The organism is Neobacillus drentensis (assembly GCF_021560175.1).
Classification (GTDB): domain Bacteria; phylum Bacillota; class Bacilli; order Bacillales; family Cytobacillaceae; genus Neobacillus; species Neobacillus drentensis_A.
Window position 1 is genome coordinate 315,322 of the sequence record NZ_CP091110.1, and the last position, 17,513, is coordinate 332,834.

Annotated in this window: 14 protein-coding genes; 13 read left to right on the top strand and 1 reads right to left on the bottom strand. The window is 39.4% G+C overall.

The annotated features are described in order from the left end of the window. Positions 1 to 550: 550 nt before the first annotated feature. The 8 genes from chvE to L1999_RS01645 all read left to right on the top strand — a co-directional run bounded on the left by chvE (position 551) and on the right by L1999_RS01645 (position 10,844). The gene (chvE, locus tag L1999_RS01610; RefSeq protein WP_275677347.1) at positions 551 to 1,627 is read left to right on the top strand and encodes a multiple monosaccharide ABC transporter substrate-binding protein; all 1,077 of its coding nucleotides are present in this window, start codon (positions 551 to 553) and stop codon (positions 1,625 to 1,627) included. A gap of 86 nt (positions 1,628 to 1,713) precedes the next feature. Further along, the gene (gene mmsA / locus L1999_RS01615) at positions 1,714 to 3,252 is read left to right on the top strand and encodes a multiple monosaccharide ABC transporter ATP-binding protein (RefSeq protein WP_235741950.1); all 1,539 of its coding nucleotides are present in this window, start codon (positions 1,714 to 1,716) and stop codon (positions 3,250 to 3,252) included. An 80-nt stretch (positions 3,253 to 3,332) separates the two neighbouring features. Continuing rightward, positions 3,333 to 4,463, top strand: a complete 1,131-nt coding sequence (gene mmsB / locus L1999_RS01620; RefSeq protein ID WP_235744210.1) for a multiple monosaccharide ABC transporter permease — start codon at positions 3,333 to 3,335, stop codon at positions 4,461 to 4,463. 208 nt (positions 4,464 to 4,671) lie between these two features. Further along, the gene (locus L1999_RS01625) at positions 4,672 to 5,424 is read left to right on the top strand and encodes a sulfite exporter TauE/SafE family protein (protein WP_235741951.1); all 753 of its coding nucleotides are present in this window, start codon (positions 4,672 to 4,674) and stop codon (positions 5,422 to 5,424) included. Between the two features lie 107 nt (positions 5,425 to 5,531). Continuing rightward, complete coding sequence (gene dcuS / locus L1999_RS01630; RefSeq protein ID WP_235741952.1) at positions 5,532 to 7,136, top strand: DcuS/MalK family sensor histidine kinase; 1,605 nt, start codon at positions 5,532 to 5,534, stop codon at positions 7,134 to 7,136. Further along, entirely contained in the window at positions 7,129 to 7,836 is a 708-nt protein-coding gene (locus L1999_RS01635; protein WP_235741953.1) for a response regulator, read from the top strand. Before dcuS ends, L1999_RS01635 begins: the two co-directional genes overlap by 8 nt. Positions 7,837 to 7,958: 122 nt before the next feature. Continuing rightward, entirely contained in the window at positions 7,959 to 8,927 is a 969-nt protein-coding gene (locus L1999_RS01640; RefSeq protein ID WP_235741954.1) for a 2-keto-3-deoxygluconate permease, read from the top strand. 204 nt (positions 8,928 to 9,131) lie between these two features. Further along, positions 9,132 to 10,844, top strand: a complete 1,713-nt coding sequence (locus tag L1999_RS01645; RefSeq protein ID WP_235741955.1) for an NAD-dependent malic enzyme — start codon at positions 9,132 to 9,134, stop codon at positions 10,842 to 10,844. A gap of 125 nt (positions 10,845 to 10,969) precedes the next feature. Here L1999_RS01645 and L1999_RS01650 read toward each other — a convergent pair whose 3' ends face one another. Continuing rightward, the gene (locus L1999_RS01650) at positions 10,970 to 11,848 is read right to left on the bottom strand and encodes a YsnF/AvaK domain-containing protein (RefSeq protein ID WP_235741956.1); all 879 of its coding nucleotides are present in this window, start codon (positions 11,846 to 11,848) and stop codon (positions 10,970 to 10,972) included. Between the two features lie 245 nt (positions 11,849 to 12,093). Here L1999_RS01650 and L1999_RS01655 point away from each other — a divergent pair, with 245 nt between their 5' ends. The 5 genes from L1999_RS01655 to L1999_RS01675 all read left to right on the top strand — a co-directional run bounded on the left by L1999_RS01655 (position 12,094) and on the right by L1999_RS01675 (position 17,452). Next, on the top strand, positions 12,094 to 12,801 hold the full coding sequence (locus tag L1999_RS01655) for a hypothetical protein (RefSeq protein WP_235741957.1): 708 nt from the start codon (positions 12,094 to 12,096) through the stop codon (positions 12,799 to 12,801). An 848-nt stretch (positions 12,802 to 13,649) separates the two neighbouring features. Beyond that, positions 13,650 to 14,486 carry an ABC transporter permease gene (locus L1999_RS01660; protein ID WP_235741958.1) on the top strand — a complete coding sequence of 279 codons (837 nt, stop codon included), beginning with the start codon at positions 13,650 to 13,652 and terminating at the stop codon, positions 14,484 to 14,486. Continuing rightward, the gene (locus L1999_RS01665) at positions 14,479 to 15,258 is read left to right on the top strand and encodes an ABC transporter permease (protein ID WP_235741959.1); all 780 of its coding nucleotides are present in this window, start codon (positions 14,479 to 14,481) and stop codon (positions 15,256 to 15,258) included. The genes L1999_RS01660 and L1999_RS01665 overlap by 8 nt, the downstream gene beginning before the upstream one ends. Positions 15,259 to 15,300: 42 nt before the next feature. After that, a complete protein-coding gene (locus L1999_RS01670) occupies positions 15,301 to 16,341 on the top strand; it encodes an ABC transporter ATP-binding protein (protein ID WP_235741960.1) in 1,041 nt (346 codons plus the stop codon). 52 nt (positions 16,342 to 16,393) lie between these two features. Next, a complete protein-coding gene (locus tag L1999_RS01675) occupies positions 16,394 to 17,452 on the top strand; it encodes an ABC transporter substrate-binding protein (protein ID WP_235741961.1) in 1,059 nt (352 codons plus the stop codon). Positions 17,453 to 17,513 lie beyond the last annotated feature (61 nt).

Consider the following 17,513-nt stretch of genomic DNA (forward strand, 5'->3'; position numbering starts at 1 on the left):
AATAGAATTGGTATCTCTTTAGACTCCATGGAATCTCATAATCCGACATGTTTATCTAAAAATCCATAAAAGAATTATTATACACTTCTATAAATTGTATTTATATAACTTTTCAGTAAAGGATTTTAAAACTATTGCTCCGTGGAATGAAATCAAATTCCAAATTTGTTTGACATGGAATGGAAATGGGGTAATGGGAACAATTTGGGGTATACTTTTTTGATATATCTTACTGGAGTTAGATTGGCTTATAGCGGAAAATTATAAAATTTAACCGTTTTTTATAAATACTTCTATTACTTTATTATTTTATAATTCAAAAGAAGGAACCAAGTTGTATGTATAAAATAACACGATAATTAAAACTTGACCGTATGAGTTTGGGCGATTACCAGTTTCAGAGGTTTGTTGTTCGTACAATAAAATTGTTTTAAAAGAGTTTTTTAAAAAAAATAATGAAAGCGCTCTTTAAAACTTTTAACATTCTTCTATTGGGCTCTAATACTCTATTAAGGGTGTTGAGATAAAACAGATTAGAGAGGGGTAAATTATGAAGAAACTTTTATCGGTAATTATGCTTATTGCGTTGGTAATTTCTTTAGCCGCTTGTGGAAGTGCAACCGGAGGTAAAGAAAGTAAGGGTTATGTTGGGATCGCAATGCCAACAAAATCATCAGAACGATGGATTAAAGATGGTAATTTCATGAAACAGGAATTTGAAAAGCAAGGTTACAAAGTAGATTTACAGTATGCAGAAGACGTTGTGGAAAACCAAGTTTCTCAAATTGAAAACATGATCACTAAAGGTGTAACCGTTTTAGTAATCGGTTCCATTGATGGTGAAGCGTTAACAAAAGTTCTTGATGAAGCACATAAACAAAAGATCAAAGTTATTGCTTATGACCGATTAATTAAGAAAAGCAAATATGTAGACTACTATGCTACATTTGATAATTTCAAAGTGGGTGTCTTGCAAGGCACTTATATTGAAGACAAACTGGGATTAAAACAAGGCAAAGGCCCATTCAATATTGAATTGTTTGGTGGATCACCAGATGATAACAATGCCTACTTCTTCTGGAATGGTGCGATGTCTGTATTAAAACCATATATTAAATCTGGAAAACTAGTAGTACGCAGCGGCCAAACTAAATTCGAGCAAGGTGCAACTCTTCGTTGGGATGGTGCGACTGCACAATCTCGTATGGACAACTTGTTAAGTGCTCACTATACAAATGAGAAAGTAGACGCTGTTTTATCTCCATACGATGGTATTAGTATCGGCATCTTGTCCTCATTAAAAGGTGTTGGTTATGGAACCGCTTCTAAACCGCTTCCTATTATTACTGGTCAAGACGCTGAATTAGCCTCTGTTAAGTCAATTATTTCAGGTCAACAAACTGAAACAGTTTATAAAGATACTCGTGCATTAGCAAAACAAACAGTAAAAATGGTTCAAGCTGAACTAGAAGGTAAAAAAGTCCCTGTTAATGATACAAAATCGTATAACAATGGGGTGAAAATAGTTCCAGCTTACCTTTTACAGCCGGTATCAGTTGATAAATCAAACTACAAATCAATATTAGTTGATGGCGGATATTACACGGAAGATCAACTTAGCAAGTAATTTGTAAGATTGGAAGAGTAAATGATTTAGTGGTTGTTTTTGCAATCACTAAATCATTTATTACATTGTGAGGGCGTGGTGAAAGAATGGCTGCAACAATTTTGGAAATGAAAACTATTACAAAAGAATTCCCTGGGGTAAAAGCACTTAACAATGTCAATTTGCAAGTGAAACAAGGAGAAATTCACGCCTTATGTGGTGAAAACGGCGCCGGAAAATCTACTTTGATGAAGGTTTTAAGTGGTGTTTATCCACATGGAAGTTACGAAGGAGATATCCTTTATAATGGGAATGTTTGTAACTTTAAAAGTATTAAAGACAGTGAAAACTTGGGTATCGTGATTATCCATCAGGAGTTGGCGCTTATTCCGGAGCTATCGATTGCCGAAAATATCTTTTTGGGTAATGAGCAGGCTAAACGGGGAATCATCAACTGGAATGAAACCATTTTAAAAACAAGAGAGTTATTAAATAAAGTAGGTTTAACGGAAGACCCCAATACATTAATTACAAATCTTGGGGTAGGAAAGCAGCAGCTTGTTGAAATCGCAAAGGCATTATCAAAGGAAGTTAAGCTGCTTATTCTCGATGAACCAACCGCAGCATTGAACGAGGACGATAGTGAAAATTTATTAAATCTTATGCTTGAATTCAAAAAACAAGGGATATCCATGATTATTATCTCTCATAAATTAAATGAGATTACCAAGGTGGCAGATTCAATCACGATTATCCGTGATGGCCAATCGATTGAAACGCTTAATGTAGTAAATGGCAGTGTATCTGAAGACCGAATTATAAAAGGGATGGTCGGAAGAGACTTAACAAATCGTTACCCTAATAGAGAACCTAAAATTGGCAAAGTTATTTTTGAAGTGAAAGACTGGAACGTCTATCACCCGCTTCACAGTGATCGGAAAGTAATTGATTCTGTGAATTTTAACATCAAAAAAGGGGAAATTGTTGGAATCGCCGGTTTAATGGGCTCCGGGCGTACCGAGCTTGCGATGAGTATTTTCGGCAGATCCTATGGGAAGAAAATAAGCGGCCAGCTCTTTAAAAATGGCACTAAAATACATTTGAAAGATATACCACAAGCAATTAAATATGGGCTTGCATATGTAACCGAGGATCGAAAGCATTTTGGACTTAATTTAATTGATGATATTAAATCAAATATATCTATTTCTAGTTTGAAAAAGATTTCAAAAGGCACTGTTGTTAACCAAAACAAGGAAATCATTGAAGCGGAAAATTACCGCAAAGCAATGAAAATAAAAACACCGAGCATTACTCAGCTAACTGGTAACTTGAGCGGTGGTAATCAGCAAAAAGTAGTATTGAGTAAGTGGATTATGACTCAACCCGATCTCCTGATTCTCGATGAACCGACCCGAGGAATTGACGTTGGTGCCAAATATGAAATCTACACAATTATTAATCAGCTTGCTGAAGAAGGAAAAGGTGTCTTGGTAATTTCTTCTGAACTTCCAGAATTGCTTGGGATATGTGACCGTATTTATGTCATGAGTGAAGGCAGATTTACAGGGGAAGTATCGAAAGCTGAAGCAACCCAAGAAAATATTATGAAGTTCATGACTAAAGGCAGAGGTGAAAGAGTATGAGTACGCAAACAGAAACAATAAAACAGCAGCAACCAAAGGGCCGTAAAAGGACTTCGTTTACTAAGCTGATTCAAAACAATATGCGTCAGTACGGAATGTTTGTTGCATTAATATTAATCGCAGTTCTTTTTCAAGTATTAACGGATGGTATTCTGTTAAGACCGCTTAATGTTACAAACCTTATTCTACAAAACAGCTACATCCTTGTCTTGGCTGTCGGGATGGTATTAATCATTATTCTTGGACATATTGATTTGTCGGTTGGTTCCGTTGCTGCCTTTGTAGGAGCGATATCGGGCATCTTAATTATCAATCATCATATGAATGTGTTCTTGGCTGTCATTATTTCTCTATTAGTTGGCGCCGTCATCGGTGCATGGCAAGGTTTCTGGGTTGCCTATGTTAAAATCCCAGCTTTTATTGTGACACTTGCAGGCATGCTCCTTTTCCGTGGTTTAACCATGTTGGTGTTACAAGGGCAATCGATCGCACCATATCCGGATTCATTCCAAAGCATGTCTTCCGGATTTATTCCAGATATTTTTCATGGTGAAAGCCTTCATATTTTTACGATTGTTATCGGGCTTGTGTTCTCTGTTATCTATATTATAAATGAAGCAGGGGTACGTAAAACTCAAGTAAAATATGGTTTCCAAGTTTCTTCTCAAGGTTTATTCATTGCAAAACTAGTGGCAATGATTGCAATCATTAACGCATTCACGTATGTTCTTGCAACTTATGACGGTATTCCTAATATCTTGGTTATCTTGTTTGCACTTGTTGTAATTTATTCATTTGTTTCTAAAAAGACGATCATGGGAAGACATATTTATGCAATCGGTGGTAATGAAAAAGCTGCAGGGCTTTCAGGTATTAAAACAAAGAAAGTGGTCTTTTTGTCCTTTGTTAACATGGGTGTATTGGCTGCCCTGTCTGGTTTAGTATTTGCTGCTCGTCTGAATGCGGCAACTCCAAAAGCTGGTAACAACTTCGAACTTGATGCAATTGCTGCATGTTTCATCGGTGGTGCATCCGCATATGGTGGTATTGGTACAGTTGGCGGAGCCATTATCGGTGGTTTAGTAATGGGAATTATGAACAACGGTATGTCTATTCTTGGACTAGGGATTGACTGGCAGCAAGCTATTAAAGGACTTGTTCTCCTAGCAGCTGTTGCCTTCGATATTTGGAATAAGAATAAAGCATCTTAATACAGAGGGATTAAAGTTAGAGGGGGTCACCATTTGGGACCACCTCTTTTACAATTCAAGTTTTTAGTTATGAATCATTTTGGCCGGGTTCAGACAACTTACTCCAACACTTTTTTTAATTACAATAAGTGTCCTCCCAGTTACAGATGCTATAATAAACTGGACAATTTTCACGACTGAAGTAAAAGTGTGTTTGGAGGCAGCATCTTTGATTATCACATTTACTATGTTCCTAATGGGTATATTACTAGGATTTATTGGGGCCGGAGGATCCGGTTTTATTATTGCTCTTTTAACCGTTGTATTTGGAGTGCCAATCCAGACAGCATTAGGGACGTCCCTAGGTGCAATGGTGTTTACGACTATGTCCGGAGCTTACAGTCATTACCGGCAGAAGAATATGGATGTAAAAACAGGAATAACGGTAGGTGTTTTTGGGGCAATTATGTCCTTTGTCGGTTCTAAACTTGCCGTATGGATTCCGGTTCATTCACTACATTTTCTCACGGCGGGAATGTTGTTCCTATCAGCTGTTATGCTGATGATTCGTCTTTTTATAGTAAATAGGCTTAAAGAGACAAATAATAGGAAAATGAGATCAACTGGCAGCTTCCTAATGAGAGCAGCGGCTGTCGGGATCGTGACAGGTATTTTATCTGGTACCTTTGGTATTGGGGCGGCTCCATTCATTCAGCTTGGGTTGATGGTAGTGATGGGCCTTTCTGTACAAAAATCAGTCGGCACAACGATGTTGGTCATTCTCCCTATCACTTTCGCTGGCGGCTCAGGCTACTATTTTGAAGGCTATTTCAACGTCCTGCTACTGGTCCAGGTACTCGCTGGAACGATGATTGGATCGTATATTGGGGCTAAATTTACCAATAATGTTCCGCTGCCCATTTTAAAAAGTGCAATGGTTCTCACCCCAATTATGGCGGGAGCTATTCTGCTAATTCGATGATTAGTGATAAAGGCTGCTTACAGCTCTTTTTTGAGCTTAGCGGTCTTTTGTCATTTTATGCATAAGTCTAATCCATACTATTACTATGATCATACCTGGAGGGGAATATGAAGAAAGGCAAATTTAGTTTACAAGCCATTATTATTCTATTTGTATGCAGTGTTGTCGCGTTATCACTTGGAATAACTGATTTTATCATAAGCAAAAGAATTACCTCTAGCGTGGAAGAGACAGAGAAAGAGAAAGCCCTTAATGTTGCAAGGATGACTTCCCTAAGCCCGATCGTGATGGATGCATTAGATGGGGCACCTAATCATACGGAAGTACAGGATTTTGCCAGCCAAGTTAAAGATAAAACGAATGTTAACTTTGTGGTTGTGATGGATATGCAAGGGATCCGTCTTTCCCACCCGGACCCTAGTGAAGTGGGGAAGCACTTTAGGGGAGGAGATGAAGGGCCTGTTCTTACAGGAAAGGAGTATGTTTCCATTTCAAAGGGAACTCTCGGCCGATCCATGCGTGCATTTACGCCAATAAAGAATTCACAAGGAAAACAAGTCGGTGCGGTTGCGGTAGGGATTTCTTTAGAAAACGTTACAAAGGCAGTACATAAAGGACGAATGGGAATCTTTATTGGGACGTTAATCGGAATCCTAATCGGTGTAATCGGTGCAGTCGGCCTGGCAAGATACATCAAAAAAATCCTTTTAGGACTCGAGCCATTCGCTATTGCTAAACTGCTTGAAGAACGTAGTTCCATGCTTCAGTCTGTGCGTGAGGGAATTATAGCGATCGACCAAGAAGGAAAAATCACCCTTGTAAACAGGGCTGCCAGAAAGCTTTTTAAAAGAGCCGGGCTTGAAGAGAATCCTATGGGCAGGAATATTGAAGCTTATTTGCCAGAGACGCGGTTAACTCGCATTATAAAATCAGGGGACACCGAATTGGATCAAGAACAAAATCTGAATGGGGTAACGATTTTAGTAAACAGGGTTCCGGTGATTGTGGAAAATGAGCCGGTCGGAGCAATCGCTACCTTCCGTGACAAAACCGAAGTCAAATTATTGGCCGTACAACTCACTGGTGTGCGTAACTATGCAGATGCTCTCCGTGCCCAGGCACATGAATTCATGAACAAACTTCATGTCATCCTTGGTCTGGTTCGGACGGAACAATATGATACACTTGCTAACTATGTGAGTGAAACGGTTAACCACCGGAAAACAGAAATGGGCTTTGTAACGAAGAAAATTCAAGACCCTGTTCTTGCAGGATTTATCATTGGCAAACTAAGCTTTGCCAGAGAATCGGGTGCTTCTTTATCATTTGATTGTTCAAACAAACTTCCCAAGCCGGCAAACTCGGAAATCACACATGAGCTGATCACCATCATTGGAAACCTCTTCGATAACGCGATGGAGGCCATTGCGGACAGCCCAAACAAAAATGTCGACCTAAAACTTGATTATGCAGAGGATATTTTAACAATCGAGGTTAAAGACACAGGGATGGGGATGACGACAACACTCCAAAATAAAATACTGGATAAAGGGTTCTCGACGAAAGGAGAAAACCGCGGGTTCGGGTTATATCTTTTGGCACAGGCAATTGAAAGGCTGGAAGGGGACATGATTATTTCGTCCAAGCCCGGAAAAGGAACCAATTTTGCTGTGTATATACCTTATAAAGCAGAGGATGAGTCGAATGATTAATGTAATGATTGTTGAAGATGACCCGATGGTCGCAGAAATCAATAAACAATATCTTGCTAAAATTGCTGGGTTCCGATTGGCTGGAACAGTCAATTCAGTAGCGGAAGCGATCCGATTTTTGGGGAAGAATAACATTCAGCTCATTCTTCTGGATATTTTTATGCCGGGAAAGCAAGGGCTGGAGCTGTTAGCGTACCTTCGGAAAAATGATCTTGAAATTGATGTCATCATCATTTCAGCTGCCTCAGATTTGGAACGAATTAAGAAGGCATTAAGGTATGGTATTATTGACTATTTAATTAAACCTTTTGAGTTTGAACGGTTTAACGCGGCACTTACTGCCTACCTTGAGCAAACTCGGTTCATTGATAAACAGGATTCGGTTAGTCAGCAGGAGCTCGATCACTTACTTTTGCACAGAGATGAAACGGTTGTAGCAGAAGAACTGCCAAAGGGGTTAACGAAGGATACCTTAAAACAGGTATGGGATGCCGTTCATGGATTAAAGGACGGGCCTTTTTCCACTGATGAAGTGGCAAATGTTGTGGGAATATCCAGGGTTTCGGCGAGAAAGTATCTTAATTTCCTAAAGGACTTAGGAATCCTCGAAGTCAAAGTGATCTACGGAACGGTCGGAAGACCTGTATACCAGCATGAGTATAACAAATTTAAAGAGCACTTAATAAAAAACTTTCTGTAAGCAGTCTCTGTAACTGCTTACTTTTTTTATTTACAAAAAGTCTTATTAAACTTTCATAATCTATGAAAGCGGTTTACATGGGAATATGATAGACATGTAGCAAGAAAAAGGAGGATAAAAAAATGCATATTCCAATTAAGAAAACGCTTGATAAAATTCCAGGCGGTTTGATGGTTGTTCCACTTTTTTTAGGGGTATTAACGAATACATTTTTTCCGCAGGTTTTACAAATTGGTAGTTTTACAACAGCATTATTCAGTAAAGAAGCATCATCAACTATTTTGGCCTGTTTTATGTTTTTAATTGGTTCTCAAATAAACTTTAAATTAGCACCAAAAGCATTAAAAAAAGGGGCAATATTATTAACAGGAAAATTTATCGTAGGTGCTGGTATTGGTTTAGCTGTAGCAGCGATTTTTGGACCTGCCGGATTACTAGGATTAACACCATTAGCCATCCTTGCAGCGTTGTTAAATGCGAATGGCGGGTTATATGCATCTCTTGCTTCATCGTATGGGGATGAAACGGATGTAGGTGCCTATGCGTTATTTTCTTTAAAAGATGGTCCATTTTTCACCTTAGTAGCATTAGGTGCATCAGGCCTTGCCACCATTCCTTTTCAAACACTTCTGGGAGTATTAATTCCGATTGTAATCGGAATGATTTTAGGTAATATTGATCCTGATATGAGGAAGTTCCTTGGAAGCAGTAAATTATTATTAATCCCATTCTTCTCATTCCCATTAGGTGCCGGAATGAATCTTTCAACGATTGTAAAAGCTGGGGGTCCTGGGATATTACTAGGATTAATCGCTGCCTTCACTGGAATTGGAGCCTACTTCCTATTAAAGTTATTTAAAGAAAACCCTATCGTTGGTTTAGCAACAGGGTCAACTGCAGGAAATGCGGTAGCTACACCAGCTGTTGTGGCGGCAGCAGATCCAACCTTACTTGCAATAGCACCTACAGCTACTGCACAGGTTGCAGCAGCATGTGTCATCTCCGCCATCGTCTGTCCGATTATTGTGAGCTATGTATTTAAAAGGTCCAAAAAGAAAAAAGCGAAACAATCGATTGCAAGCGCAGCCTGATAAAAAGTAACGTTAAATTCATAGTAACAGCTTAAACAAAGTAGTCAGTCGGTTTTTACTGTCTGCTTTGTTTAGTTACAAAAAGGATACATTAAATTAAAAAACCTATTGTGATAAAGAAAATGCTATTAACATGGAAAGATAGAAATCTATGTTCCTATAATTGTCCGAAGAGTACTTTTAATACAGAAAGAAGGAAACACCATGAATGTCCCTGAAAATGTGATTATTACAACATTAAAAGGAAAAGAAGTTCTCTCTAATCCTTTTTTAAATAAAGGAACAGCCTTTACGAAAGAGGAAAGGGAAGACCTTGGACTTGACGGTCTGCTGCCTCCTCGTGTGCTCACCCTTGATGAACAAGCAAATAGGACTTATGAGCAATATCAGATGAGAACTACGAATCTATTTAAAAACGGTCTACTTAATGATTTATATAACCGCAATGTTGTTTTGTTTTACCGTCTTTTAAAAGACCACTTAGCAGAAATGCTCCCAATCATCTATACTCCTACTGTAGGTGAAGCGATCCAGACTTACTCTCATACCTATCATCGCTCGGGTGGATTATATCTTTCAATTGATGATCCTGAAGGCATTGAAAAGGCATTTACTAATCTTGGGCAGCCCAATGGCATTGATTTAATCGTCGTTACTGACTCTGAAAGCATTCTGGGTATTGGAGACCAAGGGGTAGGCGGTATTAATATTGCGATTGGTAAACTTGCTGTATACACAGCGGCTGCTGGTATTGATCCAAGCCGAGTGCTGCCAATCGTGTTGGATGTTGGTACAAACAATCAGGCTTTGGTGGCCGATCCTCTCTATATTGGCAACAAATTCGCCCGTGTCCGTGGTGAGCGTTATGACCAGTTCATTGATTTGTTTGTTCAAGCTGCAAGAAAGTTCTTTCCAGAGGTTCTTATTCACTGGGAGGACCTTGGCAACGTAAATGCGCGCAAAATCTTGGATAAGTACGGTGACAAAATCCTTACCTTCAACGATGACATCCAGGGAACAGGGGCCGTTACGCTTGCTGCTGTGATGTCTGGGATGAAAATAACAGGAGCTAATCTGAAGGACCAGCGTATTGTTGTCTTCGGACCAGGGGCTGGCGGCCTCGGAATAGCCGACCAAATCTCAGATGCTATGGTTCTTGAAGGGCTGAGCAGAGAAGAAGCCTATGATCGTTTCTGGGCTATTGACTATAGGGGGTTACTAACGGATGAAACACCAGGTGTCTTTAACTTCCAGAAGCCTTATGTAAGAAAGGCAGAAGAAGTAAAGGACTGGGATATGAATGAGGATGGAATCATTTCATTAATGAAAGTCGTTCAGAAGGTGAAGCCGACCATCCTGATCGGAACTTCCGGACAAGCCGGTGCCTTCACGGAGGAAATTGTCAAAGAAATGGCCAATCATGTTGAGCGCCCTATCATCTTGCCGTTGTCCAACCCGACTGCATTGACAGAAGCAGTGCCGGAAAACTTGATGAAATGGACTGAGGGCAAGGCTTTAATTGCCACTGGCAGCCCGTTTGCCAATGTGGAATACCAAGGTGTCTCCTATGAAATTGGGCAGTCAAATAACGCATTTATATTCCCAGGACTGGGTCTAGGTGCGATTGTTGCAAAAGCTGAAGTGATCTCAAAAGGAATGTTTGCAGCTGCTGCTTATGCAGTTGCAAGAATGTGTGACATCAGCACAACTGGGGCATCACTGCTGCCATCTATTGAAAAACTTCATGAGGTCTCAAAATACGTAGCCATTGAAGTAGTCAATGCGGCCATACACGAAGGAATTGCAAGAGCAGATATCCAAGATGTGGAGACTGCTATTGAAGAGGCGATGTGGATGCCGGAGTATAAGGAAATAAAGAGTGTAGGGATTTGGACAAACATTCATTCCTATGCCTGATAAATAGTAAAATAAATAAAAAATGCTCATCCTATTGCTTACTAGGCAATAGGATGAGCATTTTTTTATAAAAACAAACGGCGTATCCTAATAGTAAATTTTTAAAACACCTTATTATTTAAAAATTAGAAGCTATCGGGATTCAGACGCTCGTTGTCGGTAGTAGTCTCATTGACGGAAACGTCGCCCTCTCTATTCACTTTTGCTTCTTCACGCTTAACATTATCCGTTACCTGTTGGGTTTCTGTAACTTGTTTTTTGTTAATCACCAGCTCTTCGGTAACGACAGGCTTCTTCGTGACTTCGACTTTCTCCTCGACAATTGGAACACGGATGGTTTCATCATCGCCTATAGGCGTGGTTGTATCTGCTTCCGTTCCGTCCACTGCCCGTCTTTCGATACTAACCTCTTCATGTTGTACGGGAACATTTACCGTTTGCTGTTCTTCAACGACATCCTTTTTCACCTCTACTTCACCTGTCTGAACGCGTTGTTTATTAACATCCAGCTGTTCCTCGCGAAGCTTTATCGAGCGCGGTGAATCTGTGTCGAGAGTATCTTCCAAATCCGTTCGTCCACTAGAAAGGGTTCCTCCGGCTACATCATCGGCAACACCAACATTACCTGACCCTCTTTCACCAAGGAGCAGAATCATTCCAGAATTGAGGTCATCTTGGTATTTTAGTGCATCTGCTTGATTAATGCCCTGGGCGACCAAATGGTCATAATAGGTAGTTCCGCTGCCATCATTTTGATACATTCGATCCTCAAATGGGGTAAACAGGCTAGCGAAAAACCCACGGTGCTCTTCTGTGTCGGCCTCCCTGGTTGCGGCTATCTCCTGAGAAGCAACGCCTGTTTCCTCTTCGATAGAGGAAGGAACATTTGTTGTATTAGCAATAATTGACAAGTCGTTCGCAGAATATCCTTGGTTCTGAAATTCCTCTATGGCCTGGACCACTTCTTCACTGGAATTATAAACTCCTAATACTGTTTTACTCATAGTTATTGCCTCCATTTCTCATTTGTTAGCGTATAAGCTTACAAACTATACTTACCCGGCAAAGCAACATCGGAAACAAACTTTTCCTACTAAATTAAGAAGTTAAGAACTAAATGGAGGGGAGTTTTTCTGTTAACCACTTCACAGAAGGGGCTGATTGGCCCCATTTTTTTTGTATCGCTAGTCGATATAACTCTTGTAAATAAAGCCAAAAACCCTCATATTAGAAGGAAAGGAGGCACGATATGCGACGTGATATACAACCGAATGAACGAGCTTTCTCGACTAAGGAAGTAGCTGAAGATGTGGGGATCGCAACACCTACTGTTCGAAAGTATGGGCAAATCTTAGAGCGGAATGGATATGAGTTTTTAAAAGATGGCGATCGGCGTATTTTTGTTCAAACTGACATCGAAGCGCTTATAGCGCTGCGCGATACAGAGAAACCCTTGGACGATACAGCAAAAGACCTTGCGTATCAACAAAAAGAAAGGTTAGAAAGATCGAATGAGCAGGAGATTGCCATACCCGATACATATGAAAGGCTGCCCCAAGACCCCAATCAATTAAAAGAAATTTTAATGTTTGTAGTCAATGAACTGGCAGCTTCGCGAGAAATGAATGTCCAACTGAAAAACGATATGTCGGAGCTTAAAGTAACGGTTTCCCGGCTCCAGCAAGATCATCATGTAATCAGTTCCAACATTGGAAATTCAGCGCAAAAAACCCATACTAAAATTGAAAAGTTAACGGAACAACAAAAAACATATTATGAAACCATGCTGCATCAAGAAAGAGAAATAACTGAATTTCTACAAAAGGAATTACAAAGTTTGCGTGCTGAACAGCAAAAAGAATGGCTTTCACAAAATGAATTTAATAAACGTTTAGAGGAAACGATACAAAATCCTAAAGGAAAATGGGAATGGTTTTTTTCGTTATTTCGAAAGTAGGGAGATTATGTCTGCTTTAAGTCTATATATCGCCGATATGGAGTAAAGACTTTAAAGGTGCAGCTGCTTGAAAGAGAAAACAACTGACAGATAATAGGATCTCCTCCTAAAACCACGGTTTTCCTGACTCCTCCATTTTTCGACAAGCTCAATTTCCTATTTCAGCAAATTCCCGGGAAATATCTACATCTTCCGAGTCGATATCGACAAATATTCCATCGTGATTTGTCGGCAGGATCTATTTTTACTTTTGTCATTTATTCAAACAGGTGAACCACATCCATTAATGGAGTGGTTTTTTTGTGTTTTAGGAGATTATAGATTTACTACTTGTGGATAACTTTTTACAGGGTTAGATACGTCCAGCTCCAGCGCCTAGCCCCTCGATGGTCTACAGCCAATCCGTCTAAAAGGTTAAAGAGCAACCTTTCAGCCGGCTCGTCTTATGCTTGTCGGGGCTAACCAAGGCGCTTGCGCTTTTTGTTCTTGTTCATCTTTTAATGGAACTCAAATCATAGACTGATTTCTTTATTAAGATGAAATCATTTTATTTTCTCTGAATAGAACCAGAAAAAACCTCTTTAGGGTATTTTTTTACAGAAACAAATTACTTCGCCATCCTAACGTTCGTGTTAACTGCATCTCATAACCAATTTTAAACTAATAAAATATATGACTCCATTATTTTACGAACATTAAATTATAGTTTTATGATAATATTCGTATTTTATATTGCCAAATCGATTTTTATTACATATAATCTTACATGTAAGAGAAAGAACCGAACCCTTGGATGATGTTCACCGTCATTCCATACTATTTTTTTGACTTGGAAAGTGAGGCCAGATATGACGCAGCGTAGAATCCCTTATCTCATCTTGGCTCCAGGATTGATTCTCTTGATTTTATTCTTGGTGTTACCCCTTATCTCCATTATCTTTCCGACGTTCTTTAACGGAGGAATTACCTTTTCGAATTATACTGCGTTCTTTTTGGATGAGTATAACTTTGGTATCTTTTGGCGGACGATCAAGGTTTCACTGATTGCCACACTAATTTGTGTAGTCGTTGGAGTTCCGACTGCCTACTATATTTCGCAAAGTCCCAAAAAGTGGCGCGGCCTGTTAATGTCGATCACATTGTTTCCGTTATTAACGAATTCAGTTGTGCGGAGTTTCGCCTGGATTACCATTTTGGGGCAAGACGGTATTGTTAATCATGCATTACTAACGATTGGCTTAATTTCAAAACCGCTTACCTTACTCTATACAGAATTCGCCATTATCATTGGCTCGGTTTATCTCTTCCTTCCTTTAATGGTGATTACGTTAGTGGGAATTTTAGAGAACATTGACTCTGAAATTATGGAAGCTGCAGAAACGTTAGGGGCCAATCGCTTGATTGCGTTTGTGAAGGTTATATTGCCCTTAAGTGTTCCGGGGATTATTGTTGGCAGCATTTTAGTCTTCACAGGGAGCATGACAGCCTATACAACCCCGCAATTATTAGGCGGAAACAGAAACATCATGCTAGCCACCTTCTTATATCAAAATGCAACTGCTTTAGGAAACTGGCAGGGTGCAAGTGTCATTGCCCTGATTATGATTGTGGCCACCTTAATCGTAATGAAGTTATTCAACATGATTGCGGGCCGCTTGGATAAAAGAGGTGAAGTGAGTGCGTAAAAATGTCGGTTTAAAAATCTTTGCAATTCTGGTGTTTGCCTTTCTATTAATTCCTTTGCTTATTATCATCGTGACTTCTTTCGGAACAAATCCTACCATTCAATTTCCGATTAAAGGTTTTACTTTTGAATGGTACAGCAAGGTATTTACAAATGAATCCTTTATGGACAGCTTTTCACTTAGTCTAGAAGTAGCTTTTATTGCGACTCTCTTGGCATTAGTTATTGGTGTCCCAGCCGCCTATTCCCTGGCGCGTCACGAGGTGTTCGGACGAAATTGGATTAAGAGCTTTTTCCTTTCCCCGACCATCGTACCTGGATTGGTCGTGGGCTATGCTATGTATCAATTTATTGTGATTAAGTTTCAATTCCCGATCATTCAAGGGTTGCTATTAGGTCATTTCCTAATTTGTCTCCCTTATGTCATTCGTGTTGTAGGTTCAACGATTGAACAGTTGGATTTTTCAATAGAAGAAGTTTCATGGACGTTAGGCTGCACGAAGCTCCAATCGTTTATCAAAGTGGTGCTGCCAAACATTACTTCGGGAATTTTTGCTTCCTTCATGCTGGCATTTATTAATTCCTTTAACAATATACCAGTATCTCAGTTTCTATCAGGGCCTGGTGTAACGATGCTGCCAACGAGTTTAATGAATTATATAGAATACAACTACGACCCATCTGTTTCAGCTTTATCGGTCATTTTAATGCTTGGTACGATTATTCTGATGTTTATTATTGAGAAGACATTAGGTTTAGCAAGTATTTCATAGAAGCTGACAAGATGTTTACATCGAAGGAGGTAGAACCGCACAATGCCCTATGTTGAATTAAACGATATTCGTGTCAGTTATGACAATAAAACCAATATCTTAAAAGATTTAAATTTATCAATCGAAAGGGGAGAATTGGTTTCCTTGTTAGGACCATCAGGCTGTGGAAAAACCACCACCTTGCGCGTCATTGCCGGACTAATTGAGCCAAATGATGGTGAGTTCCTTGTTGACAATCAAAATTTAACAAAGGTGCCTGTTCATAAACGTGAATTTGGAATGGTATTCCAAAGCTATGCACTGTTCCCCCATCTAACGATTAAAGAAAATGTTGCTTTCGGTTTGAAATTACGCAAGGAAAAAAAGGCCGCTATTAATAAACGAGTAGAAGATATCTTATCGATTACCGGCTTAGAAGAGCTTGGAGACCGCTATCCTAAACAGCTTTCAGGCGGACAGCGTCAGCGTGTGGCTCTAGCACGCGCCTTAGTCATCGAACCGAAATTATTATTATTAGATGAACCATTGAGTAACCTGGATGCCAAATTGCGTTTGGCGATGAGGATCGAAATCAAACGAATTCAAAGCCAATTAGGGATTACATCCGTGTTTGTCACGCATGATCAAGAAGAATGCTTCTCCATTTCAGACAGGGTTGCCGTGATGAATAAAGGTGTAATTGAGCAATTTGATACACCTGAGGAAATTTATAAAAATCCTAAAACAGAATTTGTTGCCCGCTTTATTGGCTTTGAGAACTTTTTTGAGTTAGCACTGACCGAAGATTGGAAGTATAGAGCCGTGGATGGAACGATTTTCGAAAGTACCGGTAAAATTGGTCAAGGAAAACGGACAGGAACAATTCGTCCGGATGATATTGAGATTACAGCAAGCAATGAATCCGATACGAATAATAGGGTGAGCGGAAAGATAAAAGTCCGAACCTTTCTAGGAAAGTCATACCAATATGAAGTTGAAACCCCGATCGGAACATTACTAGCAAATAAAGCAGATGATGTGATTTACCAAGTGGGGGACATGGTAACGTTAGTTATTCCAGCTCACAAATTAATTATAGTTTAATAGGAAATCATCATAAATAGGGATAAGACACCTAAGAAAAGGGGATTGAAAAATGAAAAAGAAATTAGGATTAGTAAGTCTAACGTTAGTAACTGCAAGTGTATTGGCTGCATGCGGTGGCGGCGACAAAACGACAAGTAAGGAAAAACCAAAAACTTTGGTCATCTCCACATTTGGCTTGGAAGAAGACAAAATGCAAGAGGATGTCTTCAAGCCTTTCGAAAAAAAATACAATGTTAATATTGTGCTAGAAACAGGTACAAGCTCTGAACGTTTAACAAAGTTAAAAAGCAATCCGAACTCAACTGTTGATGTTATTGAATTATCCCAATCAAATTCGGCTGATGGTGTATCAGCAGGATTATTTGAAAAAATTGACACATCAAAAGTTCCTAACATGGAAAACTTAATCGATAGCGCAAAGGAATTATCAGCAGATGGTTCTGGCCCGGCATACACGTTGAATAGTATCGGGATTGTCTACAACAAAAAGACAGCTGGCAAAGAAATTAAGGAATGGGATGATCTATGGGACCCGTCATTAAAAGGGAAAGTCTCCATACCTGATATTACGACCACATTTGGACCAGCAATGCTTTATGTAGCAAACAATCACAAGAATGCGGAAGCAAAAACGATCAGTGGAAAAACAGCTTTTAAAGGAATCACTGATTTAGCTCCAAACGTGGTAAAAACATATAGCAAATCTTCCGATTTAGCGAATATGTTCCAATCAGGAGAAATAGCTGCTGCGGTTGTCGGCGACTTTGCGGTTCCGATTATTACGGAGTCTAACCCAGATGTTGCCTATGTAGTCCCAGCATCCGGAACATATGCAAACTTTAATACAATAAACATCAACAAAAACTCTAAAAATAAAGACCTTGCTTATAAATATATAAACTGGAGATTAAGCCAAGAGGTTCAAGAAAAAACGGCAGTATCTTTAAATGAAGCGCCAACCAATAAAAATGTAGTACTAAACGAAGAAACAGCTAAAAATAAAACGTATGGTGATGTTGCGAAACGCACAAATAAGGTGGATTCAAACCTTGTCAATAAAAACCTTGCGTCTTGGATTAATCAATGGAATCGTATTCTGAATAAATAAAAGGTGTTAAGGGGAAGGCTGAGGATTATTCTTGGCCTTTTTTCTCTTTATTTGTACTCGA

Excerpts from the sequence above, each read along its gene's own strand:
- chvE (WP_275677347.1), top strand. The coding sequence starts at position 551 with ATGAAGAAACTTTTATCGGTAATTATGCTTATTGCGTTGGTAATTTCT.
- mmsA (WP_235741950.1), top strand. The coding sequence starts at position 1,714 with ATGGCTGCAACAATTTTGGAAATGAAAACTATTACAAAAGAATTCCCT.
- mmsB (WP_235744210.1), top strand. The coding sequence starts at position 3,333 with ATGCGTCAGTACGGAATGTTTGTTGCATTAATATTAATCGCAGTTCTT.
- dcuS (WP_235741952.1), top strand. The coding sequence starts at position 5,532 with ATGAAGAAAGGCAAATTTAGTTTACAAGCCATTATTATTCTATTTGTA.
- L1999_RS01635 (WP_235741953.1), top strand. The coding sequence starts at position 7,129 with ATGATTAATGTAATGATTGTTGAAGATGACCCGATGGTCGCAGAAATC.
- L1999_RS01640 (WP_235741954.1), top strand. The coding sequence starts at position 7,959 with ATGCATATTCCAATTAAGAAAACGCTTGATAAAATTCCAGGCGGTTTG.
- L1999_RS01645 (WP_235741955.1), top strand. The coding sequence starts at position 9,132 with ATGAATGTCCCTGAAAATGTGATTATTACAACATTAAAAGGAAAAGAA.
- L1999_RS01650 (WP_235741956.1), bottom strand. The coding sequence starts at position 11,848 with ATGAGTAAAACAGTATTAGGAGTTTATAATTCCAGTGAAGAAGTGGTC.
- L1999_RS01655 (WP_235741957.1), top strand. The coding sequence starts at position 12,094 with ATGCGACGTGATATACAACCGAATGAACGAGCTTTCTCGACTAAGGAA.
- L1999_RS01660 (WP_235741958.1), top strand. The coding sequence starts at position 13,650 with ATGACGCAGCGTAGAATCCCTTATCTCATCTTGGCTCCAGGATTGATT.
- L1999_RS01670 (WP_235741960.1), top strand. The coding sequence starts at position 15,301 with ATGCCCTATGTTGAATTAAACGATATTCGTGTCAGTTATGACAATAAA.
- L1999_RS01675 (WP_235741961.1), top strand. The coding sequence starts at position 16,394 with ATGAAAAAGAAATTAGGATTAGTAAGTCTAACGTTAGTAACTGCAAGT.